At 45.9% G+C, this 23,194-nt stretch carries 22 protein-coding genes; 5 read left to right on the top strand and 17 right to left on the bottom strand.

The genetic code is table 11. The features are described from left to right. Positions 1-54: 54 nt before the first annotated feature. Positions 55-204 carry a hypothetical protein gene (locus CYJ37_RS27400; protein WP_022543421.1) on the bottom strand — a complete coding sequence of 50 codons (150 nt, stop codon included), beginning with the start codon at positions 202-204 and terminating at the stop codon, positions 55-57. A 53-nt stretch (positions 205-257) separates the two neighbouring features. Here CYJ37_RS27400 and CYJ37_RS20190 point away from each other — a divergent pair, with 53 nt between their 5' ends. Further along, positions 258-1,544, top strand: coding sequence for a phytoene desaturase family protein (locus tag CYJ37_RS20190; RefSeq protein WP_101551410.1), 1,287 nt, complete (start codon positions 258-260; stop codon positions 1,542-1,544). Beyond that, entirely contained in the window at positions 1,534-2,394 is an 861-nt protein-coding gene (locus tag CYJ37_RS20185; protein WP_101551409.1) for an RNA polymerase sigma-70 factor, read from the top strand. Before CYJ37_RS20190 ends, CYJ37_RS20185 begins: the two co-directional genes overlap by 11 nt. Before the next feature lie 268 nt (positions 2,395-2,662). Here CYJ37_RS20185 and CYJ37_RS27820 read toward each other — a convergent pair whose 3' ends face one another. Further along, positions 2,663-3,034, bottom strand: coding sequence for a hypothetical protein (locus CYJ37_RS27820; RefSeq protein WP_257964258.1), 372 nt, complete (start codon positions 3,032-3,034; stop codon positions 2,663-2,665). A gap of 243 nt (positions 3,035-3,277) precedes the next feature. Here CYJ37_RS27820 and CYJ37_RS20175 point away from each other — a divergent pair, with 243 nt between their 5' ends. Continuing rightward, positions 3,278-3,922, top strand: a complete 645-nt coding sequence (locus CYJ37_RS20175; protein ID WP_101551407.1) for a GGDEF domain-containing protein — start codon at positions 3,278-3,280, stop codon at positions 3,920-3,922. A 70-nt stretch (positions 3,923-3,992) separates the two neighbouring features. On the opposite strand, the gene CYJ37_RS20170 is transcribed toward CYJ37_RS20175, so the two are convergent. The 9 genes from CYJ37_RS20170 to CYJ37_RS20125 form a co-directional block, all read right to left on the bottom strand. Then, the gene (locus CYJ37_RS20170) at positions 3,993-4,325 is read right to left on the bottom strand and encodes an antibiotic biosynthesis monooxygenase family protein (RefSeq protein WP_101551405.1); all 333 of its coding nucleotides are present in this window, start codon (positions 4,323-4,325) and stop codon (positions 3,993-3,995) included. Between the two features lie 82 nt (positions 4,326-4,407). Further along, positions 4,408-5,043, bottom strand: a complete 636-nt coding sequence (locus CYJ37_RS20165; protein ID WP_101551404.1) for an O-methyltransferase — start codon at positions 5,041-5,043, stop codon at positions 4,408-4,410. A 278-nt stretch (positions 5,044-5,321) separates the two neighbouring features. After that, the gene (locus CYJ37_RS20160; protein ID WP_101551402.1) at positions 5,322-6,350 is read right to left on the bottom strand and encodes a siderophore ABC transporter substrate-binding protein; all 1,029 of its coding nucleotides are present in this window, start codon (positions 6,348-6,350) and stop codon (positions 5,322-5,324) included. 196 nt (positions 6,351-6,546) lie between these two features. Then, entirely contained in the window at positions 6,547-7,314 is a 768-nt protein-coding gene (locus CYJ37_RS20155; RefSeq protein ID WP_101551400.1) for an iron ABC transporter ATP-binding protein, read from the bottom strand. Then, entirely contained in the window at positions 7,311-8,267 is a 957-nt protein-coding gene (locus tag CYJ37_RS20150) for an iron chelate uptake ABC transporter family permease subunit (RefSeq protein ID WP_009792007.1), read from the bottom strand. The genes CYJ37_RS20155 and CYJ37_RS20150 overlap by 4 nt, the downstream gene beginning before the upstream one ends. Beyond that, on the bottom strand, positions 8,254-9,210 hold the full coding sequence (locus tag CYJ37_RS20145) for an ABC transporter permease (RefSeq protein WP_101551398.1): 957 nt from the start codon (positions 9,208-9,210) through the stop codon (positions 8,254-8,256). Before CYJ37_RS20145 ends, CYJ37_RS20150 begins: the two co-directional genes overlap by 14 nt. A gap of 382 nt (positions 9,211-9,592) precedes the next feature. Beyond that, positions 9,593-10,354 (bottom strand): transposase, encoded by a 762-nt coding sequence (locus CYJ37_RS20135; protein WP_180827396.1) that lies wholly within the window; start codon positions 10,352-10,354, stop codon positions 9,593-9,595. A 167-nt stretch (positions 10,355-10,521) separates the two neighbouring features. Next, positions 10,522-11,253, bottom strand: a complete 732-nt coding sequence (locus CYJ37_RS20130) for a plasmid pRiA4b ORF-3 family protein (RefSeq protein ID WP_180827395.1) — start codon at positions 11,251-11,253, stop codon at positions 10,522-10,524. Positions 11,254-11,454: 201 nt separating this feature from the next. Beyond that, positions 11,455-12,153 (bottom strand): hypothetical protein, encoded by a 699-nt coding sequence (locus CYJ37_RS20125; protein ID WP_180827394.1) that lies wholly within the window; start codon positions 12,151-12,153, stop codon positions 11,455-11,457. 307 nt (positions 12,154-12,460) lie between these two features. On the opposite strand from CYJ37_RS20125, the gene CYJ37_RS20120 reads away from it, so the two are divergent. After that, positions 12,461-14,503, top strand: coding sequence for a S9 family peptidase (locus tag CYJ37_RS20120; RefSeq protein WP_101551389.1), 2,043 nt, complete (start codon positions 12,461-12,463; stop codon positions 14,501-14,503). A gap of 137 nt (positions 14,504-14,640) precedes the next feature. On the opposite strand, the gene CYJ37_RS20115 is transcribed toward CYJ37_RS20120, so the two are convergent. The 6 genes from CYJ37_RS20115 to CYJ37_RS20090 all read right to left on the bottom strand — a co-directional run bounded on the left by CYJ37_RS20115 (position 14,641) and on the right by CYJ37_RS20090 (position 21,234). Further along, a complete protein-coding gene (locus tag CYJ37_RS20115; RefSeq protein ID WP_101551387.1) occupies positions 14,641-15,270 on the bottom strand; it encodes a type 1 glutamine amidotransferase family protein in 630 nt (209 codons plus the stop codon). Between the two features lie 74 nt (positions 15,271-15,344). Beyond that, complete coding sequence (locus CYJ37_RS20110; protein WP_101551385.1) at positions 15,345-16,307, bottom strand: helix-turn-helix transcriptional regulator; 963 nt, start codon at positions 16,305-16,307, stop codon at positions 15,345-15,347. Positions 16,308-16,425: 118 nt separating this feature from the next. Beyond that, positions 16,426-17,721, bottom strand: coding sequence for an aldehyde dehydrogenase (locus tag CYJ37_RS20105; protein WP_180827404.1), 1,296 nt, complete (start codon positions 17,719-17,721; stop codon positions 16,426-16,428). A gap of 324 nt (positions 17,722-18,045) precedes the next feature. After that, positions 18,046-18,900, bottom strand: a complete 855-nt coding sequence (locus tag CYJ37_RS20100; protein WP_009792020.1) for a hypothetical protein — start codon at positions 18,898-18,900, stop codon at positions 18,046-18,048. A gap of 447 nt (positions 18,901-19,347) precedes the next feature. Continuing rightward, on the bottom strand, positions 19,348-20,574 hold the full coding sequence (locus CYJ37_RS20095; RefSeq protein WP_101551379.1) for a DUF819 family protein: 1,227 nt from the start codon (positions 20,572-20,574) through the stop codon (positions 19,348-19,350). 171 nt (positions 20,575-20,745) lie between these two features. Further along, positions 20,746-21,234: a pyridoxamine 5'-phosphate oxidase family protein gene (locus CYJ37_RS20090; protein WP_101551377.1), complete on the bottom strand. Its 489-nt coding sequence runs from the start codon at positions 21,232-21,234 to the stop codon at positions 20,746-20,748. A 151-nt stretch (positions 21,235-21,385) separates the two neighbouring features. On the opposite strand from CYJ37_RS20090, the gene CYJ37_RS20085 reads away from it, so the two are divergent. Continuing rightward, complete coding sequence (locus CYJ37_RS20085) at positions 21,386-23,083, top strand: M3 family oligoendopeptidase (RefSeq protein ID WP_101551375.1); 1,698 nt, start codon at positions 21,386-21,388, stop codon at positions 23,081-23,083. The last annotated feature ends 111 nt before the right edge of the window (positions 23,084-23,194 follow it).

Below are 23,194 nucleotides of genomic sequence, written 5' to 3'. Positions count from 1 at the left end.
CCTGGCCCATCTCAAAACGAGCCAAGGGGTCTGACCCCGTGGCTCATCTTACCATCACCCTATGACTCCATATTTTCTGTTTCGCTGGTCTCTGTCGAATATCCTCCTAATAATCCTTTTTTCTCTTCTTTGAGCCAAGGGGACAGGTCCTCTGGCCCATTTTAAAAAGAGCCAAGGGACCTGTCCCCTTGGCTCATCAGTCACAAAACTCCTCCTTCAACCGTCATAAGAATGAATTTAAAACAGGAGGGATATTTATGACTCAAAATCATTGGGATACTGTCATTATAGGAGGCGGTTTAGCCGGCCTTGTTTCAGCAGCTGTTTTAGGAAAAGCAGGGATGAAGACTCTGCTGCTTGAAAAAGCGAAGTCTGCCGGGGGGCGTGCAAAAACGGATATCATCAGCGGCCAGTTTTTTAATATAGGACCCCACGCTCTTTATAAAAAAGGAAGAGCATTACCCATCCTCAAAGAATTGGGCATAGAGATTAATGGCAGTGCCCCTAAACTAGGCGGTTTGTTGATGGATGGCCACCACTCCTTTGCGGCACCTTTTTCACCCAACGGGGTCCTGCAGTCAAAGCTTCTAAATTGGAAAGAAAAAATAGAATGGATAGGCATTCTGCGCAAGATTCAGAAGCTGCAGCCCGGCCAATACAGTAATCAAACCTTCCATCAATTTGTGCACGAAACAACGAAGACTCCTAACAACCAAAAGCTTCTTTTTACACTCGGACGCCTTGTGAGCTATTCCCATGCCCCCGAACAAATCAGTGCGAGCGTCATGCTGGCCCACATGCAAATCGGCATGGGCGGTGTGATTTATGTGGATGATGGGTGGCAATCCATCATTGATCAGCTGTACAACCAAGCCGTGACCAACTATGTACTGATTCAGACCAGTGCAAATGTGAAGCAGCTGACTGCTTTGGACAACGGCCAGTGGCAGATCACAGTATCCAATCAGGAACCGATCTATTGCAGTAACATCATTTATACCGGCCCCCCTCAAGCACTGAATGACCTGCTCGGCGAATCTGCCAAGCTGCCTTTCAATCACTTTGAACCCATCAAAGCGGCCGCATTGGATGTTGCATTATCCAGGCTTCCCAATCCGGAAAACTTATTTGCCATGGGAATCGATGCACCCTACTATTATTCTGTTCACTCTAACTATGCCCGGCTGTCAAAGAAAGGAGAAAGCACCATTCTCCATGTGCTGAAATACCATCATCCCGATGAGTCCATTGATGCTACTGAAGAAAAAAGGAATCTGGAGAATTTTTTAGAGGTAATACAGCCTGGCTGGCAGAAATATATCATTACGAAGAGATGCCTTCCACAAATAACGGTGAATGGCCGATTGCCAATGGTCAATGACACATCGTTATTTACCCGCAGCTCCGCCATCCTCCCCGGGCTCTACGCTGCTGGAGATTGGGCCTCGCCTTCTTTCATATTGTCAGAGGCTGCAGCGGAAAGCGGAAAACAGGCCGCTCTGGAAGTGATTGATAAAGAAATGAGGATCAAGCATGCAAATTAGCGATGAAGATTATGTGCTGTATAAGCCGTTATTATTTTCTCTCGGCTACCGCATGACCGGCTCCGTCTCAGAAACCGAAGATCTGATCCAAGAAACCTTCCTTCGGGCTTATCAGCTGCCTGAACTGGAGGTTGAGAACAAGAAGGCTTATTTATGCAGAATGATGACAAACCGCTGCATCGATTTTTTAAGATCTGCGAGGGTAAAAAGAGAGCAGTACATCGGTCCCTGGAACCCGGAGCCCCTCCTGTCGGCGGGAGACAAGCGAGCCAATCCGTCGGAAATCCTCATGGAAAAGGAGTATTTAAGCATCGCCTATTTACGGATGATGGAGCATCTCACCCCTCATGAACGGGCAGTCCTGCTGCTGCGGGAGGCGTTCGGCTTTTCATATTCGGAGATTAGCAGAATGATTGAAAAAACAGAAGAAAACTGCCGCAAACTGTTCAGCCGCTCCAAACAGAAAATGGCCGCAGCCGAAGGAGAAAGCCTGGATTATCAAAAGAACCTCTCATTGATCCAGCGCTTCATCCTCGCATTCCAAACAGAACGTACAGAAGACCTGCTCGAACTCATCTCAGAAAATGTGACACTCTACTCCGACGGCGGCGGAAAAGTCAAAGCAGCCGTACGTCCGATTCTGACCCGCCAGAGGGTATTCGCCTTCTTACAGGGAATTACACGCAATTTATCCAATGAAGTGCAATTTACCCTCACCACCGTCAATGGCCAGCCTGCCATGGTCAACTACATGAACGGCCGCATCCACAGCACCATAAGCTTTTCGATTTTTGAAGATCGTATTGCGGAGATTTATATTACTATGAATCCGGAGAAGCTGGGGGGATAGAGCCAGGGGTAGAGCCAGGGGGACAGACCCCCTGGCTCAAAATTGAATTGGACTATACAGGCCGAAAATAATAGCCACAACGAATGAAAGAATAACGACAATAGCCATTTGCTTACCTGTTTTATAAAAGATGATGCATAGAACGATGTACATCATTAACTCTTCTACATAAGATACATCCACATAAAATAGACCTATTCCCAGGGCAAGGCTTAATAAAAGTCCCATCGGGAGAGCCGGCAGGACAAAAGCTAGACGTGGGTCATTCTTAGCTATCCAAACAATCATAGCCAAGAAAGGAGATACGATGGCTATACTGCCCCATAGAAGAAAATAACTCGTTGGAAAAAATCCGAATAAATAGGCAGAATACACATAATAACTTATCAGCATACCAATAAAGAACAGGAACGTATTCAGAGCCGCTCGTAACAATGTTTTTACTATACGCTGCCAAAATGGTCCCGATCAATACCCAAATGCCGGGCCTTGTAAAAATATCCCCTGAATAGCTTAGGATATTGCGCCCCCAGTGCCCATCAACAGAGACTGTATCTAAATACTTGACGATTGCCCCCAGTAATATTCCAAAGACGAGACTTAAAACAAATCCTGGTATCTTTCTAATTAACTTAATCATTTGGCACCTCAATATGGGGCGGAGCCCTCGTTTTGAACCACCGGGACAGACCCCCTGGCCCAGTCTCAAAAAGAGCCAACGGACCTGTCCCCTTGGCTCATTCTATAAATATCACTTTACCATAAAGAATTTTATAAAAGGAAAAACTTTCTTTAATTGTAAAAACTTTATATCGAAATAACAAATATCTACGAGCACATGATATGATAAATACAAACTTTTCAACTACAAAGGTGAGCGATAATGAAGCATACTGGTAAAATCATCGGAAGTTTGAGTTTGTTATTATTTCACTCCGTATATATCCTCTATTACTATCTCCGTGATAGAGAAGTAGAGCCTCTGGATTTGTATACATATCCCTTATTAATCTGGTTTGGCTATTGGGCTGGCAAACAGTATGACAAAGTGAGATTTTATTCGGAGAAAGATGAACTGACAGGGACATACAATCGAAGATATATCTTAAGCAACTTTAAAAAACTATCTAACCTAACAGAAAAAATGAACAATAAACTTTTCGTAGTAATAGTTGATTGTGATAATTTTAAAGTGATTAATGACACCTTTGGGCATTTTACAGGCGATATGATTTTGACTAAAATCAGCAAAGCACTTGCTGAAACAGCAAGACAAAGTGATATCGTCGCCCGCTGGGGTGGTGACGAATTTCTGCTCATCGGACAATCCAATGACGAGGCAGAAATGCAAACCGTTCTGCAAAAACTCGAAGAGAAAATAAAAGATCTATCTAAGGAAGTAAAAATGCCTATTACACTTTCTATTGGATCTGCCCTCTATCCAGATGACAGCAAAAACTTATTTGAGTTAATCAAGATTGCTGACCACCATATGTATAGCAGTAAGAATTCAAAGAAAGCCTTGTAGGAGCCAAGGGGTCAGGTCTACTGGCCCATTCTCAAAAAAGAGCCAAGGGGTCTGTCCCCTAGGCTCAAATTCACTCAACCACCGTATAATTACCAATCTCCATATCTATGACATACTCAGGCTTCGGTGGCTTCCCGCCATTCTCTTTAATCTTGTTCTTATGCCCCGCAATATGCTCCGGACTCTTCTCCCATGCTTTCCATGCTTCTTCTGACTCCCAGCGGATGATCATTACCACCTCTTCTTCTCCGCGGCGGGCATTCTTCACCATCAGCTCACGGCCAATGAATCCTTCTCGCTGCTCAATCAGAGATGGCCCTTCACCAGGCTTCTTTTGAAAACGATCAAGAATCTTATCAGCATTTCCTTCTGTCAATGTCCATTTGCGTATCTGTACAAACATCTATATCCCTCCAATTAATAAGCCATAGGGACAGACCCCTTGGCCCAGTTTCAAAATGAGCCACGGTACCTGTCCCCTCGGCTCACTTCACCCTAGATACTGTCAGACCATCCCCAATTGGCACCAATACAGATTCCAGCCTCGGGTGGTCAGCAACAGCTTGGTTGAACTTTTTCATAAATTCGGTATGGCGTGTGGGCTCTGCATTTTCGTCGGCTACCGTACCTTTTGCGAGTACATTGTCACAAACGATCAATGCTCCCTCTTCCGCCAAACGAATGCAATGCTCGAGGTAGTTTTCATAATTCTCTTTATCGGCATCTATGAAGAAGAAATCGAACTTCTTATTGTCATCCTCAAGCTGGTCCAGGCTTTCCAAAGCTGGTCCAGTCAGATAGGACACCTGATCACCGAAGCCTGCTTTTACTAAATTTCTATGTGCCAGTTCTGCATAACTTGCCACCAGTTCAAGTGAAGTCAATCTTCCTTCGCTGCCGAATCCTCTTGCAAGGCAAATTCCGCTGTACCCTCCAAGCGCTCCAATCTCCAGTACATTTTTAGCACCTGAAATCGAGACCAGCATCGTCAGCAGCTTTCCTGTGGATGGCGAAACAGAGATAGACCGCATCCCATTTTCCACGATGGATGAAAGAACTTCCTCCAGCAGTGCATCCTCCTTATAGAACACCGAATCAATATAATCATTTATCTTCTTCATGAAATCACTCCCCTATGTGCCATAGGGACAGGTCCCGCGGCACATTCTCAAAAAGAGCCAACAGAACCGTCCCCCTGGCCCAGTCTCAAAAAGAGCCAACGGACCCGACCCCCTGGCTCAGTCTTAAAAAAGAGCCAAGGGACCCGACCCCTTGGCTCAGCTTCAAAAAGTGTCAACAAACCCGACCCCCTGGCCCAGCTTCAAAAAAGAGCCAACGAACCCGCCACCCTGGCCCTGTCTCAAAAAAGAGCCAAGGGAACCGACCCCTTGGCTCACTTTTATTTCAACTCAGCCAATACTTCTTCGATCTTTGAAAGTTCGGACTGGAGTCCGCCTCCGCTCAGGTACCAAAGCGGCCCGTCGAGGTATACGATTTTCTTGTTTTTGTAGGCTTCTGTTTTCTTGATGATGGCATTTTCCATATCGGCTTTGATGTTGGAGTCGCCGCCAACGGCTGCTGTGCGGTCGATTACGAATAATACCTGCGGATCAAATTCCAGTAGTGCTTCGAAACCGAAGTTTGATCCGTGGGATGAAGCTTCGATATCTTCTGTTACCGGCTTGAAGCCATATTGATCATAGATGTAGCCGTAACGGGAGTTTGTAGCAAAGCCGGACAATTTCCCTTCGTTATACATGGTCACTAATGATGTTTCATAGTTTCCAGACAGCGTTTTGACTTCCTCTAAAGCTGTATCGATCTTCGCCATATATTCTTCTGCTTCAGTTTCTTTTCCAAACATTTTCGCTGCCAGGTCAACAGATGACTGGAATGTGCCCCAATAGTCTTCCTGTGAAGTTCCAACAAATACGACCGGTGCAATTTCGCTCAGCTCTTCATAGAATGGTGACTGGCGTCCTGAGATGAAAATGACGTCCGGGTCAAGCTCGGCAACATCTTCAAGCAGCGGCTCTTTTAAACTGCCCACGCTTGTATATTCGTCAGAAGTATATTTTTCAAGCTGATCCGGCAATGAAGAGTCTTTTGCAACCCCTGTGATTCCTTCAACGCCGAGTGCATCCAATGTATCCAGGAAACCGTAATCAAAGACAACGATGTTTTCCGGCATTTTTTCGAATGTTATATCTTCAAAGCTGTACGGTTCAGCGCCCTCTTCCCCTTCGACAGAAGCCACCGTTGGAGATACCGTCATTGGATAAGCACCATTCTGCTCAGCTGCTGCCCCGGAAGTCTGCTCAGCTGCAGGCTTAACTTCTTTTTCTCCTGAGGCTTCCTCATCGGATCCACATGCTGCAAGCATGAGTGAAGCTGCTAGTAGTGCACACGCGATTTTCCATTTTTTCATCTGTCGTTCTCCCCTTGCTATGTATTTGGTATTTGATGATGATAATCATTATCACTGATAACAATTCTCATTATAGAGCCGGCAAATCTCAAAGTCAACTAGATTTATAAATAATTTTGATTTTTTGTAAAAAAAATACAGTCTCCGCAAAACAGCCTTCTAGTAGACTATTTTGCAGAAACTGCCCACAAATTTTTCAAGCATGTGAATTAAAATAAACACAGATTCGGCATCCATTCTGCTCCTGAATAGGAATGTCCATATCGTAAATTTCCCGCAAAGCGTCAGAGTTAATAATCTCATGGGTCTTCCCGTTTTTCACAAGCTTCCCATTCTTCAAAGCGACAATGCGGTCCGAATACACAGACGCAAAATTAATATCATGCAGCACAATGACAACCGTTTTTCCAAGCTCATCGACCAGCCTGCGCAAAATTTTCATAATCTGGACAGAGTGCTTCATATCAAGGTTATTGAGCGGCTCATCAAGCAAAATATAATCCGTATCCTGCGCAATGACCATGGCAATGAACGCACGCTGCTTCTGCCCGCCTGACAGTTCATCCAGAAACTGATCCTGCATTTCCAGCAGATTCATATATTCCAGCGCCTGCTCAACAAGTTTTTCATCCTCTGCTGTCAGGCGGCCTTTTGAATACGGGTAGCGGCCAAACGAAACCAGCTCGCGCACGGTCAAACGGACATTGATATAATTGGACTGCTTCAAAATGGAAACGCGTTTGGCGAATCCATTTGACTTCCATTTTTTAATATTATTTTTATCCAGCAGAACTTCACCTGTATCTGAATCCAATAGACGGCTAACCATCGAAAGAAGCGTCGATTTCCCGGCCCCATTCGGTCCGATGAATGACGTAATCGTCCCCGGCTCGATTGTGACCGACACATCCTCCACAACAGGCTTTTTGCCAAAATGCTTTGTAAGACCCTTGATCTCTATCATCCTGCTGACCTACTTTCTTTTAATAATAAGTAAATAAAGTAAATACCGCCGACAAAATTGATAATCACACTTAATGTGGTGCGCAGTTCAAAAATATGTTCCACAAGGAACTGCCCGCCGACCAGGGCAATGATACTGATCAGGCTGGCACCCAAAATCAGCACTGAATGCTTATAGGTAACCAGAAATTGATAAGAAAGATTGGCTACGATCAGGCCAAAGAAGGTAATCGGCCCCACCAATGCGGTCGAAGTGGCAATCAGCACGGACGACAGGATGAGGATATTCATCACCATGCGGTCATAATTGATGCCAAGATTCATCGCATTGTCGCGTCCGAGCGACATCACATCCAGCTGGCCCATGATGCGGAATCCGTAAATGAACGCCACAAGCAGAATGCCGGCTGCAATCATTAATAAATCAGATTTCACATTGGTAAAAGTCGCAAACAAGCGGCTCTGAAGGCTTAAATATTCAACCGGATCGATGATAACCTGCAGGAAAGTCACAAGGCTGCCGAGCAGTGTCCCGATGATCATCCCGATCAACAGAAGCAGATATATAGGATATTTGTCAGCTCTGAATAAGAACCGATAGAGCAGCAGCGCAAACAGGACCATCGCAAAAATCGCTGTGCCGAAATTCAAATATTTATTGAGCACCCAGACAGACATTGATCCGCCGAAAAAGTAGATCAGGGTCTGCACCACTTCATACATGGAGCCAAGCCCCATCATCGAAGGCGTCAGGATGCGGTTATGGGTGATCGTCTGGAACACGACGGTCGAATACGCAATCGCGGTTCCGGTTATCACCATGGCAGCTATTTTCATCATCCGCCTTGGGAAGGCGTAGTCGAAGCCGCCTTTAATATCGTAAAAAGCATAGAATAATATACTAACAATGGCCAGCACGGCAAGGAATATCAGTTTCGTACTATTTTTTCGCATATGCTCTCCCCCTAAACAGCATAATTAAGAAGATCGCACTGCCGATGACTGCCACTGTTACATTGACCGGAATCTCGTATGGATGGATCACAATCCGCCCGATGATATCGCAAATGAGCAGGAACACAATCCCCAATAAAGCGGTATGCGGAATGGATTTGCGCAAATTATCGCCCAGATAAAGCGAAACGATATTCGGCACAATCAGCCCCAGGAACGGAATAACACCGACTGTCAGCACGACAGTAGTGGAAATGATGGCAACCAGGATCAGCCCCAGGTTCAGCACAACCTTATAGCTCAAGCCCAGATTCTTCGCAAAATCCTCGCCCATTCCTGCCACCGTGAATTTATTTGCGTAAATATACGCCAGGATCACCGCTGGAACACTTATGTATAAAAGCTCATACCGGCCGGAAATCACTAACGTGAAGCTCCCCATCAGCCAGGAAGAAATATTATGGAGAAGATCTGCCTCATAAGCAAAAAACGTCGTGATCGAGGATAAAATATTTCCATACATAATCCCGATCAGCGGCACAAAAATAACATCCTTGAACTTCACCCGATCGAGAATCTGCATGAAAACAAATGTCCCCGCCAAAGCAAACGCAAAGCTGAAAAGCACCTGCTGCGTATACGTCACATTCGTAAAAAACAGCATCGAAATCAAAATCCCCAGCTTCGCGGCATCCAGCGTACCGGCCGTCGTCGGCGACACAAACTTATTCCGGCTCAAAGACTGCATAATCAAACCCGCAATACTCATCCCCGCCCCAGCCAGAATAATCGCCATCAAACGCGGCACCCGGCTGATCAGGAAAATCTGCGCCTCATCCGACTCCCAATCAAGCAAATCACCTATCCCAATATCAATCGCCCCAATAAAAAGCGACACACCAGACAACACAAAAGCAGCAATTGCCAAAACCCGTAGTTTCATAGCTAATCCTCTTAATTCTCTGTCTCTATAAACAGTCATTTCAGTTGATAATGATTATCATCCTTATTTAGTTTTTATTATATGACAAGGATTGGGAAAAATCAAAGGGGAATTTGGGCGGGGGGGTGTTGGGCCAGGGGGTCAGGCCCTCTGGCTTGTTTTGGGCCAGGGGGTCAGGCCCTCTGGCTCGTTTTGGGCCAGGGGGTCAGGCCCTCTGGCTCGTTTTGGGCCAGGGGGGTCAGGCCCTCTGGCTCGTTTTGGGCCAGGGGGTCAGGCCCTCTGGCTCGTTTTGGGCCAGTGGGGTTGAGCCAAGGGGTTGGGCCAAGGGGTCAGGTCCCTTGGCCCACTTTCCCAAATGAGCCACGGGACCTGTCCCTGCGGCTCAGCCTAATCTCTGAATAATGCTTCTCGATACCCCCGTAACTCTCGATATTTGCCGGTCCGAGACTCCTTCTAGTTTTCTTAATTCTCTTAAGATCGTATTTCGCTGAGGTTTATTCATTTGCTGCAGCATACTGGTATGATGAATTCCGATTTCTCGTATATAGCTGATCAGTTGTTCATCTGTTTTGCGTGAACGCGGGTTATCCTCCAGGCATTCATCTTGGTTTAGTGCATTCATATATTCTTTGAATAAGGTTATGGATTCGTCTTTGTTTTGGGAGAATAATTTAAGGGCAGCCGCGGTGTTTAATGGGCTTGATGGAGAAGTATATTCATGGATACTTGTCCACTTACTGGAGAATGCATTCCTGGCCAGACCAGCTTTCAGAGGATTTTGGTGAATATAGCGGATTACTTTGAGGAAATAAGGTGTGGTTTCAACATTTTCACTTCGGAACCGGCCTTGAAATAGATGGCCGCTGCGATCATATTTAGTGTTATACCAATAAACATAGCTTGAGCTGAGGTTTTTGATTATATCTGATAAAGTTATTTCTTTTTCTTTCAGCAGCAGGTGAACGTGGTTATCCATAAGGCAGTAAGCAAAAAGATCGAAATCATATTTCTTCTTATACTTCAATACCGTATAAATAAATCGCCTCCTGTCTTCATCATCTTCAAAAATCGTCTGCTTATTGATCCCCCTTAACATGACGTGATATATTCCGGTCATACTCTTCTTCCTTGCCTGTCTAGGCATTTGGCACCTCCATTCTTTAGCCGCAGGGACCAGCCATCCAGCCATGCAGTCCCTGGCTTTCATAATACCTATTCGACCAGGAGATGAAAACTCCTGCACGGGGGTGGGCCAGGGGGTCAGGTCCCTTGGCCCATTTCAAAAAGAGCCAAGGGGTCTGTCCCCCTGGCTCACTTCCGATACTTATCCTCAATAACTTCATATCTTTCGTGGTTAATCTTATCCCACTCAGTTTTCTTATAATGAAGCCCTTTTAGTCTACTATTAAGGGAATCAGGATCATATTCCCGAAAATACATCGTTTCTGCCCAAACTTTCATGTCCTCATGTTCAGGATGCTTCTCATCCTGATAAACTTCTAGAAATTCATAGAATCCAGGCAGCCCGCCCACATCTTCAGGGGGTGCTGTTTCTGCTCCATCAAGCAGGGTTGGAAAACCAAAGTAGTAGTCATCGACAGTCTGCTCAAGCTTCACGTTAAAACGCCAGCCGTCACCAAAATCATAGGAATATTTGATTTCCTTATATTTTTCCAGATAATCATCGATTTTTAAACCGCTAGGCTTGCGCACTTCAATCTTCAATCTTTCCTGATAATTCTTCTCAAAATCCAACATTTCTACCGGCATTGATTTAAGCCGCTCTGCATACATGGCCTTGTTTTTCTTAAAATGCTGATGCTCAAGATAAGCTTCTTCATTATCTGTAACAATCCTCTGGTCCTCAATCAGGTCAAACTCAAAAAGATGATAACCGTCATAAGGATAACCACTTCGAAAATTGGTCACATTCTGGATGACATCATGAAGCCTCTTATACGTCGCTCCGGCTGGCATGACGACTCTTCTCCATATTAATGGGTTTGACCCTTCTAATTCTATTCTTAGAATATATGATTTCAAGTTATATTCGCCTCCATACTATTGGGTGGTGAGCCAGGGGGACAGGTCAAGTGGCTCATTCTGAAATTATGAGTAGCCGAAACAAACAGTGTTTTCTTTATTATACCCAATAAAGCGGAGCCATAGGGACAGGTCAAGTGGTTCAGTCTTAAAAGAGCCAAGGGGTCTGTCCCCCTGGCTCCCTTTTGCTCTCGGCTTTAATCAATTTCTTGGTATGGCAGGAAGATACAATAAAATAATTTGGGACAGCATTGGAGCATGGTGACTTATTCCCAAAGTGTGGAAAACTTTTTGATAATGCGCAATCCACTGTTCTTTAGATGTTTTAATGTGAGTAAAATCATCTATAAATTGCACAAGTATCAACCATGTTGGAATGTGCAGTTCTTGGTTAAGGAGATATAAATATGCAAATCGATTCGCTAATTGATAGTATTCGTTCAGCCAAGGAGTTATAAATGCAGAGGAACCGAATTGTGCTTGGGTAAGAGCAATTGTTTCTGTAATTTGAGAGATACTTTTTGCAGAAGTAGCTTTGATCTTGGAGTGAGTTTCACGGAGATGTGATTTTGCTTCCACCAAAATTAACCCTTTTTTGGTGATACCACTGACTAGTCCTATACCATCCCAAACTGGCCCGTTTTTCGCCCAGTGGTCCCGTATAAACTGTTTTGATTTTTTACACTCATCTTCATCATCGTAATATAGCTGTAAAAAGTCATCTTGGTATTCTTTGTAACTTTCATGAGCAAGAGGAGATTTCCAGTTTATTATTCTTTCACCATGCGTATATGCCAATAACGAAGGAGAATGAGAGAATATATCTTGATTTAATACCCCACTATACTTATTTACGTATGTTTGAAAATGATATTTACTTCCTTTAGTTGCTTGAGTCATAGCGCCCACGTAAATAAGCTTTTTCATTTGCTTTCAAAGGATACTTATAAACAAATTTTAGCCTGCTACTATTCTCTGAACCTGAAATTAAGAAAAACTTTAATAATTCTATTCTCACACTATCTTCCCTCCTTAAAATACATCCAAATTATACCATAAAGATAAGCCGCAGGGACAGTTCCCCTGGCCCAGCCTCAAAAAAGAGCCAAGGGACCCGCCCCCTCGGCCCAAAACCTCCCTCCGCTCAAAAAGAGGATTTCCCTCCCACTACCTCGAAACTATTACCAACAACGAAAGGAGAATCCCAATGAAACCACCTATTGCTAAACGCATCCCACACCCCCACAACCTGCATGGGGATGTCCGCGAAGATGATTATTATTGGCTGAGGGACCGCAACAATCCGGAGGTCATTACTTATCTCGAGGAAGAAAATCGATATTACGACGAGATCATGCGTCCGTTGGAGGAACAGACTGAACAGCTTTACCAAAGCATGGTTGACCGTGTTCCTGATTCAGAAGTGAAGGTGCCGGTGCAGCATGGACCGTACTTCTACTATTCTTTTTTGGACAAGGACAAGCAGTATCCGATTTATGCACGCAAGAAGGCAGCAAACCGCGAGCAGCTGCCGGAAGCGGCAGAGGAAGTCATACTGGACCTGAACAAATTAGCCGCTGAGGGTGATTATTTAAGTGTAACGCTGCAGCGTATAAGCACAGATCATAACCGACTGGCTTATTTGGAGAACCGTGATGGAACTGACCGGTATACCATTTATGTAAAGGATCTGGAGACAGGTGAGCTTCTTCCGGACAAAGTACCGAATGTGTTTATACATGGCAGCATGGAGCTGAGTGAGTGCGGAGAGTATATTTTCTACATAACGGTTGATGAAAGTCAGCGGCCATACCAGCTTTGGAGGCATCGCCTTGGAAGTGAAAACAGCAGTGATGAACTGTTATATGAAGAAAAAGACATAACATTCTCTTTGTATGTGTCAAAATCGCAGAGCGGGAAATATATTTTTGCACATTCCAGGTCAAAAACGACGAGCGAGGTTCGCCTGTTGGATGCAGCTTCTCCGTTGACTCCTTTACAGCTAGTAGATGAGCGCCGGGAAGGGATAGAGTATAGTGTCGAGCATTGGGAGGATGACCTGCTCATACTGACAAATGAGGATGCGTTGAACTTCCAGCTGCTCCGCTGCCCGGCTGATGACCTTTCTGCACGGATGAAGGTTGTCGGGCATAGCGAGGATCGTTATCTTCAAGCTATATACCCATATCAGGATACGCTGCTTCTTTTTGGCCGGGAGAACGGACTGACGCAAATTTGGGTACTGCACGATGGTGAGATGGCTCGAATAGAATGGGATGAGCCCCTCTTTACCGTATCCGTTTTGCCCGGTCAAAGCTACGAAACAGCAGAGGCACTTCTCCAATTTGAGTCCTTGGTTACGCCAAAAACAACTTACGGGCTGAATCTTCTTACGGGCGAGAGGAATTGTTTGCAAGTTGCGCCTGTCAGCGGTGAATATGATCCGTCCCTCTTCCAGCAAGAACAGCTGTGGGCGTCTGCCGAGGATGGAGTCCAAGTCCCTCTAAACGTCGTCTATCAGGATGGTGCGCTGGATATTGGACCTGCACCGTTGATTCTGTATGCATATGGATCTTATGGAGCAAACAGCGATCCTCGTTTTGATCCGTATCGTCTGCCGCTGCTGGAAAAAGGGGTCATCTATGTCACGGCACAAGTGCGCGGCGGCTCCGAAATGGGACGGAATTGGTATGAAGACGGAAAGATGCGGAACAAGCGAAACACCTTCACCGACTTCATTGCTGCTGGGAAATTTCTTATTGAAAAGGGCTACACATCCTCAAGCCAAATGGCAGCCTATGGCGGCAGTGCGGGCGGCTTGCTCGTCGGCGCAGTGGCCAATATGGCCGGTGATCTGTTCCAGGTGGCCGTGCCGGCAGTTCCATTCGTCGACGTCGTCACAACCATGCTCGATGCAACCATTCCCCTCACCACCCTGGAATGGGATGAATGGGGCAATCCTGAAAATCAAGAAGACTATTTCTATATGAAATCTTACAGCCCTTACGACAATGTAGAAGCCAAGAACTACCCGCACATGTATATCACAACCGGTTTGAACGATCCTCGGGTTGCCTACTGGGAACCCGCCAAATGGGCTGCACGCCTAAGAACTTTGAAAACGGATGAAAATACTCTCGTGCTTAAAACCAACATGGGGGCCGGCCACTTCGGCGCTTCAGGACGTTTCAACCATCTCAAGGAAACCGCGGCTTGTTATGCGTTTATTTTGGATAAGATTAGGCCATAGGGACAGGTCCTGTGGCTCAAAATCTAAAAGAGCCAAGGGGTCTGTCCCCTTGGCTCTAAATTGCGGGCCAAGGGGACAGACCCCTCGGCCCAAACCTCCAAAGGGGCCAGCCCCAGCCGGCCTGAAACCCCATTCCTTCATTGTAAAGTATTCATCAGCTCATAGAAGTACCCCGGCTCATGCGTCTTATTAAGCTTGAACCATGCCTGCAATGTTTCCGGCCTGCAAACATCGAGCTCCTTCAAGACCTCTGCCGCAAATTCCAAGGGAGCTATGCCTGAAGCGGTAACCAGACTCCCATCTGCCACTGCGGGCTCGAATTGATACAGCTGTTCCCCGGCATAAAGCGGGCAGACGGCTTTCAAATAGCCTGGATCATTGCTTGTGTGCCTCCTTGTGTCCAGCAGCCCCTTATTTGCCAGGCCCATGGTTGCGCCGCAGATGGCGGCAACAATAGTTCCCCTCTGCAGCCCGTTAGAGGCTTCTTCCAGGATGGACTCGTGAATGGGCTCAAGCCAGGTATCCCCGCCCGGAAGAATCAGGATATCTTGGCTCCCCAAACTGAACTCTTCCATAGATAAATCAGGCTGTATGGTCACCCCTCCCATTGTTTTTACAGGGTTTTTGTCCGCACCTACGGTCATCACCTCTATTGGCGCCACCCCTTTCCTGAAATACCTGCCCGAATTCAGTTCAGCAATCAAATACCCCGCTTCCCAGTCTGACATCGTATCAAAAACATAAAGATAAGCTTTTCTTTTGTGCATCATCAGGTCTCCTCTACCAGTCATTAGAGGCCCATTATAAAAAAACTTCACTGACAGCCCGCGCCAGTAAAGTTTCATTTCTGATAGTGATCAGCCAATTCATATAAAACCTCCAGCATTTTCTTCTTCATACTGGCCGGTTCCAGAATTTGAACCGACTTCCCATAAGGCAGGAGCAGATGCGCCACATAGGTATGCAAGGCTTCTTTTTCCAAAATAAACACAGCCCTTTCTGAAGTGCGCTCTGCCAGATGATGACCTAAAAACCAATGCCGGCATAAGTCATCCAGTGCGCCGGTTCTGCCGCTGACAACAAAAGGCACAAATTCCTGCGTTTGTTCTTTCTCCGGAAGCAGGTTCTTCATAAAAAAACCGCTGGCTGAAAAACCTGCTGGACGGTTAAAGCTGGTTCCGGTTTCAGCCATACCGGCAATCCTATCGACCCTGAAACTGCGGATTTCGTTCCTCAGATGGCAGAATGCCGCCACATACCAGCGGCGGTTCCAATAAATGATTCCATAAGGGTCAATTTTCCTCCGCTTAGGCTGGTCTTCACGAACCGTATAATAATCAATTTCCATAGAAACCTGGTTGAAGACCCCATGCTCGAGCTCCCTCAAAATGGCACCCTCAGGCAGACCAGCGGCAGAACCGATCACATCAAGTCCCTCCACACGCCGCCGGACCATACTTTCCTGCTCTGGCGTTGAGTACATGGACAGCTTTGATGCTGCGCTGTTCAGTAACTCCCCTGAAAAATACCCCACCTCTTTCGCCAAAGCAGCTGCCTGAAGCAAGGCTGTTTGTTCTTCCGCACTAAACAGGAGAGGACTTTCAACGAACTGGTGTAAAAGCGTATATCCGCCATGATGGCCCGCCTCCGCGATAATCGGGACACCGCTGGCACAAAGAGCATCAATATACCGGTAAACCGTTCTAATATTAACCTCCAGCTTTTCAGCCATTTGCTTCGCAGTAGCCTTCCTCCCCGAACTCAGCATCCAGAGAATCTGCATCATCTGATCCATTTTAGCCATCTAATCCACCCTCGTAATTTATAATCACCATTCCTATCATTGCCAATAGCATAACATGGGCCAGGGGGTCAGGTCCCCTGGCCCAAACAAAAAAAGCCAAGGGGTCTGTCCCCTTGGCTCATCGTTTCAACACACTCTTAAAGTGAGTAAACGTATCAAAGCTTGCTTTCCCGTGATAGGCTCCCATGCCGCTCGCGCCTACGCCTCCGAATGGCAGGTAATGGGACGTCATGTGGTTGATGGTATCGTTGATGGATCCCCCACCGAAGGAGATTGAACCCAGAATCTGGTCCTGTACCGATTCGTCATTTGAGAAAAGATAGAGAGCAAGCGGTTTAGGGCGGTTCATGATCGGCTCAATGATCTCGTCCAGGTTATCATAGGTCATAACAGGCAGGATCGGTCCGAAGATTTCATCTTGCATGACGGGATCTTCCCATGAAATGTTATCCAGAATAGTCGGCTCAATGATGAGCTCGTCGCGGTTATGCTGCCCTCCTGTCACAATCCTTCCGTTATCAAGGAAGCCAACAAGGCGATCGAAATGCCGCTTGCTGACAACATGTCCAAAGTTCGGGTTCTCCACGATATTCTCACCGAAAGCCGCAGTGATGACTTCTTTGAACTTGCTCATCAGTTCATCCTTCACGCTGCTGTGGACGAGAAGATAATCCGGTGCCACGCATGTTTGGCCGGCATTGGCGAATTTTCCGCGCACAATACGCAGTGCGGCTTCGTTAAGGTCGGCATCTTTATGCACGATCGTCGGGCTTTTTCCGCCGAGCTCAAGCGTCGTTGGCGTGAGATGTTTGGCCGCCGCTTCCGCTATGATCTTACCAACGCCTGTGCTGCCTGTGAAGAAAATATAGTCAAAGTCTTCTTTCAGAAGTGCTGTGCTTGTTTCCACTTCCCCTTCCACCACGTGAAGATACTCTTTCGGGAAGTTGCCATTGATCAACGCACTCAGCAAAGCAGATGTTTTCGGCGTAAGTTCAGATGGCTTTAACACAGCTGTGTTCCCAGCGGCAATCGCGCCTACAAGTGGTGTCACGGCTAGCTGGAACGGGTAGTTCCAAGGTGCAATCACCAGTGCGGAACCAAATGGTTCAGGCTTAATAAAGCTTTGGGCACCGTTGTGAGACGCTGGTGTCGGCACTTCTTTCGTTGCTGCCCATTCTTCTAGATTTTCCACCATATAGTCAATCTCGCTGATAACTAGTCCAACTTCAGCTCGCTTCGCTTCAAGCTCGGACTTATTCAAGTCCTGCTTAACAGCATCAAGAATATCCTGTTCGTGCTTTAGCACAAGGGATTTTAATGTATTTAATGTGCGGAGTCGGAATGAAACGCTTTTCGTTTCTCCTGAACGGAAATAGGCGCGTTGTTTATTCAAAAGCTCTTGGTAGTTTTCCATCATGAACACTCCTTTGTATTGTATACTCTAGTGATTTTATAGCTTGGAACCAAAGCTTATGGGAATGATTTCTACTATTCACATATGGCCTTGCCCATTAAATTAATGCATTTATTGTTGACTCGACATACTATAGTACAGATATTTTTTATAAGCAAGGAACCTGCCCGGGCCAAGGGGTCGGGTCCTCTGGCCCAAACTCAAAAAGAGCCAGGGGGTCTGTCCCCTTGGCTCTCTGCCCTTGGCTCTCCCGGCCACCGGGACAGACCCCCTGGCTCAAAAAACAAAAAAGCCAAGGGACCTGTCCCCTTGGCTCCCTCATCTCTAGCTACGCATTAATGCACCGTTAGGCTTGGGCAAATCCTGCTCGATTATTTGATTCATCTTACAAAAATGCTCAAAAAATTGCTGTGCATGCTCCCGTTCTTTTGGGTCACTTTTCAGCGCGACTATATCACGCAAAGTTTGAGCCATCCATGAATTTTCAAAATAGCGGTATTTCCCTGTATTCCATGTCATTTTTTGAGGAGATTTTTCATTCACATAATAATCCCAGAAGGGCATCTGTTCCGATTCCTCTTCTGTAAGCTGGAGTCTGTATGTTGAATGAGCCGGAATATTTCCATCTTCACAAAGCTTGCCAATAAACTTCTCCTTCACCATGTAGACACCTAAGATGCGTCTGTCTTTTTCAGGCTTACTGGGATCTACTGCTGTCAGCAGAACAGCACTATTTTGGTGCAGGCGGCTGGGTTTGTTTGGCTTCCCCTTATTATTGCCGCTTTTAATAACACCAGAAAAAACCTTCCACTCTGTAAAAGAACGATCCTGTTCTTCTGCATCACACCAAAAAACCATTTGTGATTCCGGATGAAGCTTATGATTTTTCATCAGTTTTTCATATCCCAAGCGGAGTTCCTGACTTTTCCGATATCGATTCTTTTCTTCTTCCTTCTTCCTGTCTTCTTCCCTACGCTCATTTTCCTTATTTTGTATAATCGCATCGAGTGATTTAGAAATCATTTCATCATGCAGTATCAAGTGCTCTCCAAATACATCAGGGAAAACAAACTTCTTCTTTTCCGATGCGAAATGTATCACTATACTAGTATCATTATGTTCAACTATACTCCCCATACCAAACAGCTTGTGCGTAACCTTCTTATTGATTAGATTCATTATTCTAATCCTCCTTATATTGTAGAAAAACCCAGATGCTGTTTTTCATCCGACTATCTTTCCTAAAAGGCTGCACAATTGTTTAAGTTTCCTTCAGTTTGAAAAGGAAATAAAAAAAGTATCCGAAATTCAATCTGCAAAACAATACAGCGAAATCCCGGATACGATTAAAACATTTGTAAACCTATTATAACATTTATTGGATAAATTAAAAACAAGCCAGGGGGACAGACCCCTCGGCCCAAAAAGCCCCAAGTAAGCCAAGGGAACAGACCCCCCGGCCCAAAAAGTCCTAAGCAAGCCAAGGGGACAGACCCCCCGGCCCAAAAAGTCCTAAGCAAGCCAAGGGAACAGACCCCCCGGCCCAAAAAGTCCTAAGCAAGCCAGGGGGACAGACCCCCCGGCCCAAACTCAAAAAAGAGCCAAGGGACCTGTCCCCCCGGCTCATCACATAAATCCAGAAAACCACAACCCCAACGTAGTCCCTACATAATTCCCTATAATATACCCTAACGTCCCAACCACAAGAATCGGCCCAATCAGATCCTTCCATCCTTTTGCAATAGCCATGGCTGCTGCAGTTGTTGGCCCGCCGACATTGGCATTGCTGGCAAGCAGGATTTCTTCAAGGTTATACTTTAACAACATGCCAGCAGTCAATGACACGGCCAAGTTCACTACCACAATAATGAATACAAACACCAGCAGCAGCGGCGCATTTTGAACAATCAGCGGAATGGATGCCGGAATGCCAATCACCACAAAGAACAAGTAAATGAGGAAAGTACCAATTTCCTGGCTTCCGTTAATCGACTCAAAATATCTCGGAAACAAGGCAAGTGCCAAGAAAGTTAACGTTGTCAGCATCAAGTAATTGTCACCGAACAATCCATTCAGCAGATTTAAAAAGAAAGAAGTATCCTCCCCGGAAGGTATCAATCCATCCATGAATGCCGCGATTTTAAAAGAAACCACCACAAGAAGGAACGCAGTCCCTACAGACAACGCAATATCCTTCAAAGATATATCCTTTCGTTCCCAAAAGCTTTCCGCAAGTGTCTTCCCTTCTTCTCTGACTCCTCCGCTTTCCACTTTCTCCACGTGCGGTGCCCTAAAGCGCCGTCTAAAAAAGCCCATGGCCGGAATCATCATCAAAACGATAAAGTAAATCGCCATCATCAGGTTGTCTGCGACCACTGCCGAAGAAACCATTTCTCCAGGTGCCTCGAATTTAGCTGCCATGGCTGCAAAGTTCACCCCGCCGCCAATATAGGAGGCACTAAGCATGGCGCCGAGCTTATCCAGGACCGGTATATGATCCTTCAATAAAAAGAAACTGATAATTACTCCTGCAACCGTACCAATCGAACTGATCAGAAAAATAATCAGCAGCCTCCCGCTTTCCTTCCAGATCCTCTTAAAATTCACATGAAACAGCAGCAGCGGAATGGCGAGCGGAATGATAAAAGTCCAGATCGCATCATACACTGGCGACACTGTCGGAATAATTCCGGTATTAGATAGAATAATAGCCCCAATCAGCGCAATGATTGCACCAGAAATCTTCGCCGCCCAGCTGTAGCGCTGCTCCAGAATAATACTCGCCGAAGCCCACACCACAATAATCCCCCACAGCGTTACATAATCATCGGCTTTAATCAAAGTATCCTCCAAAACTTCGCCCCCCTTTCACATTTTTCGACTAAAAATATATTACTATGACAAGCTGAAAATTCAAAATATTTAAGCCGGTAGGATTGAGTTCGCCGGCCGAGCCAGGGGGACAGACCCCATGGCCCACTCCGGCCCAAACTCAAAAAGAGCCAAGGGACCTGACCCCTTGGCTCACTTTTCCATCTCCACCGTCTCATTAACTCCTGCTTCTTCTGCATCCTGCCCAGTAATCCGCTTCAGCATGAAGACGGCTTTCTTCGTGAAGCTGCCGCTTTCCCAATATTCGGCTGCTTCTGCCTTTACCTTGATCAGCACGACGCTCGGATCGTCATAAGAAGTTTGCATAATCTTCTCATACATTTTGCTCCACAATTCCTTCTTCTTCCCTATATCCTCAACGATTTCCGCTCGGCCGCGGACAGAAACATAGGATTTGCCTGCATATGCAACATTCACATCTTTGTCATGTAAAATCTCATGATATTTATCTGTCTCTTTTTTAGTAAAAAACCATAGGTCCCCATCAAACTCGACCTCCTGTGTTTTCATCGGGCGTGAAACGAGCCCTTCCTCAGAGACCGTTGTCAGCATGGCCGTGTCCACGTCTTTGATTAACTCTCTCAGCGTTTCCATTTCTTCTTGTTTTAGCATATTTAACAGTCCTCCATCTTCTCAAAGTTTATAAATATATATTACCCTCCACACAATCTTTTAAAGCATCGGTCTGAAAAGCTAGAAATAATAGCCGAAATTATATAATATGATTATTGAGACAATTAAAATAATTCAAAGGGGTAAGGGGAGCTATTTCATGACACAGGAAGTAAAAAGCAATTATTATAAAGAATTAATCGATCTCCAGGATGCGGAAGGAATTGAAGCGCAGCTTCAAGCTTTACTTGAGGTGCCGATCGATTCCGTTTCTGACCTTGAAAATTGGCTGAAGGATGAAAAGGAATTAGGAATTAAAATTGATGAAGCCATGACAGGCCACCAGGTTGATTTTTACCGAAATACCGAGGATGCGGACATCAAGTCGACTTATCTTCACGATCAGCAGGTCATTCAGCCGCTGCTAATGAAATATGAAGCCAAAATGAATGAGAAATTCTGTGAGTCACCTTATGCTGCTCAATTGGATGACAAGCGCTACGGTTTAATGCGCCGTGTCCGTGAGTCCAAGGTAAAACTTTTCAGGGAAGAAAACATCCCATTGATGGTAAAAGAGCAGGAGCTTTCTACAAAGTACAGCGAAATCATAGCAGGGCTGACCGTTGAATGGGATGGCGAGGAAAAGCCTTATCCATTCATCCAGTCCCAGCTCGATAATCTGGACAGAAGCGTGCGGGAAAAAGCTTATTATGCCATGCTGGGAGCCCACCGCCAAATCAAGCCCGATATGGACAGCATCATGGACGAACTCGTTCAGCTGCGCCACCAGATCGCTTTAAACGCAGGCTTTGAAAATTACCGCGATTATATGTTTGTAGTAAAAAACCGCGAGTACACAATCCAGGATTGCTATGACTTCCATGAAAATGTAGAAAAGCATATCATCCCTGCCTGGAACCGCCTCGCAGAGGTTTTCAAATCCAAGCTTGGCGTTGATGCCTATCGCCCTTGGGATAACACCGCTAAATTAATGAAAAATCCGCCATATACCGAAGTGTCAGATCTAATGGTTGGTGTTTCTGAAATGCTGGGCAAGACGGATCCGTATTTTGCAGACCGTTTCGATTATATGAGAGAAAATGGGCTGCTGGATCTAGGAGACCGGAAAGGCAAAAGCCCAGGCGGTTTCTGCACCACCTTGTCAGTTTCAGGAGATACCTTTGTGTTTGCAAACTTCAGTCCATCCTTCTTCTCGCTGATCGCCCTTATCCACGAAATGGGCCATGCAGTGAATGGATACCTCGAGTTTGCTGAGCACGGTCCGCTGGAAGAACACCAGCACCGCATGGAAGTCGCTGAACTCTATTCCCATGGGATGGAACTGCTCTTACTCGACAAGCTCGACCGCTTCTATCCAGAAGAAGAAGACTTCAAGAGCGCCCAGCGTGAAGAACTGAGACGGGCATTCACCATGCTATACGGCCCATTATCAGGCGACCTCTTCCAGCATTGGATGTACACCAATCCAAATCACACCGCCAAAGAGCGCGATGAAAAATACTTCGAAATCGCAAAACGATATGGCCTAAGCCCTGTCGACACATCCGGTCTCGAAGACGTAATGGGCATTTTATGGGCAGACACCCTGCACTACTTCCAAGTGCCTTTCTATAACATCGAATACTCCATCTCCATGCTTGGATCTCTGCAAATCCTTGAGAACTATCACAACAACCCAGAGCAAGCCGTGGAATTATTTAAAAAAGGCGCAAGTGCCGACTACAATCAATCCATCGCCGATATCTATAAAGAAACCGGCGTCAGCTTCGACTTTTCCGAATCCGCCGTTAAAAGGATGGGTGAGTTTTTGGAGAAGGTTATTCAGGATATTCACTGAGCCACGGGGACAGACCCCTTGGTCCAGTTTGAGCCACGGGGTCAGACCCCTCGGCCCAGTTTGAGCCAGGGGGACAGACCCCTCGGCCCATTCACAAAAAGAGCCACGGGG

Source organism: Bacillus sp. UMB0728, assembly GCF_002858875.1.
Taxonomy (GTDB): domain Bacteria; phylum Bacillota; class Bacilli; order Bacillales; family Cytobacillaceae; genus Bacillus_AB; species Bacillus_AB infantis.
The sequence above is the reverse complement of the archived record's forward strand: the minus strand, read 5'-3'. Positions and strand labels throughout refer to the sequence as shown.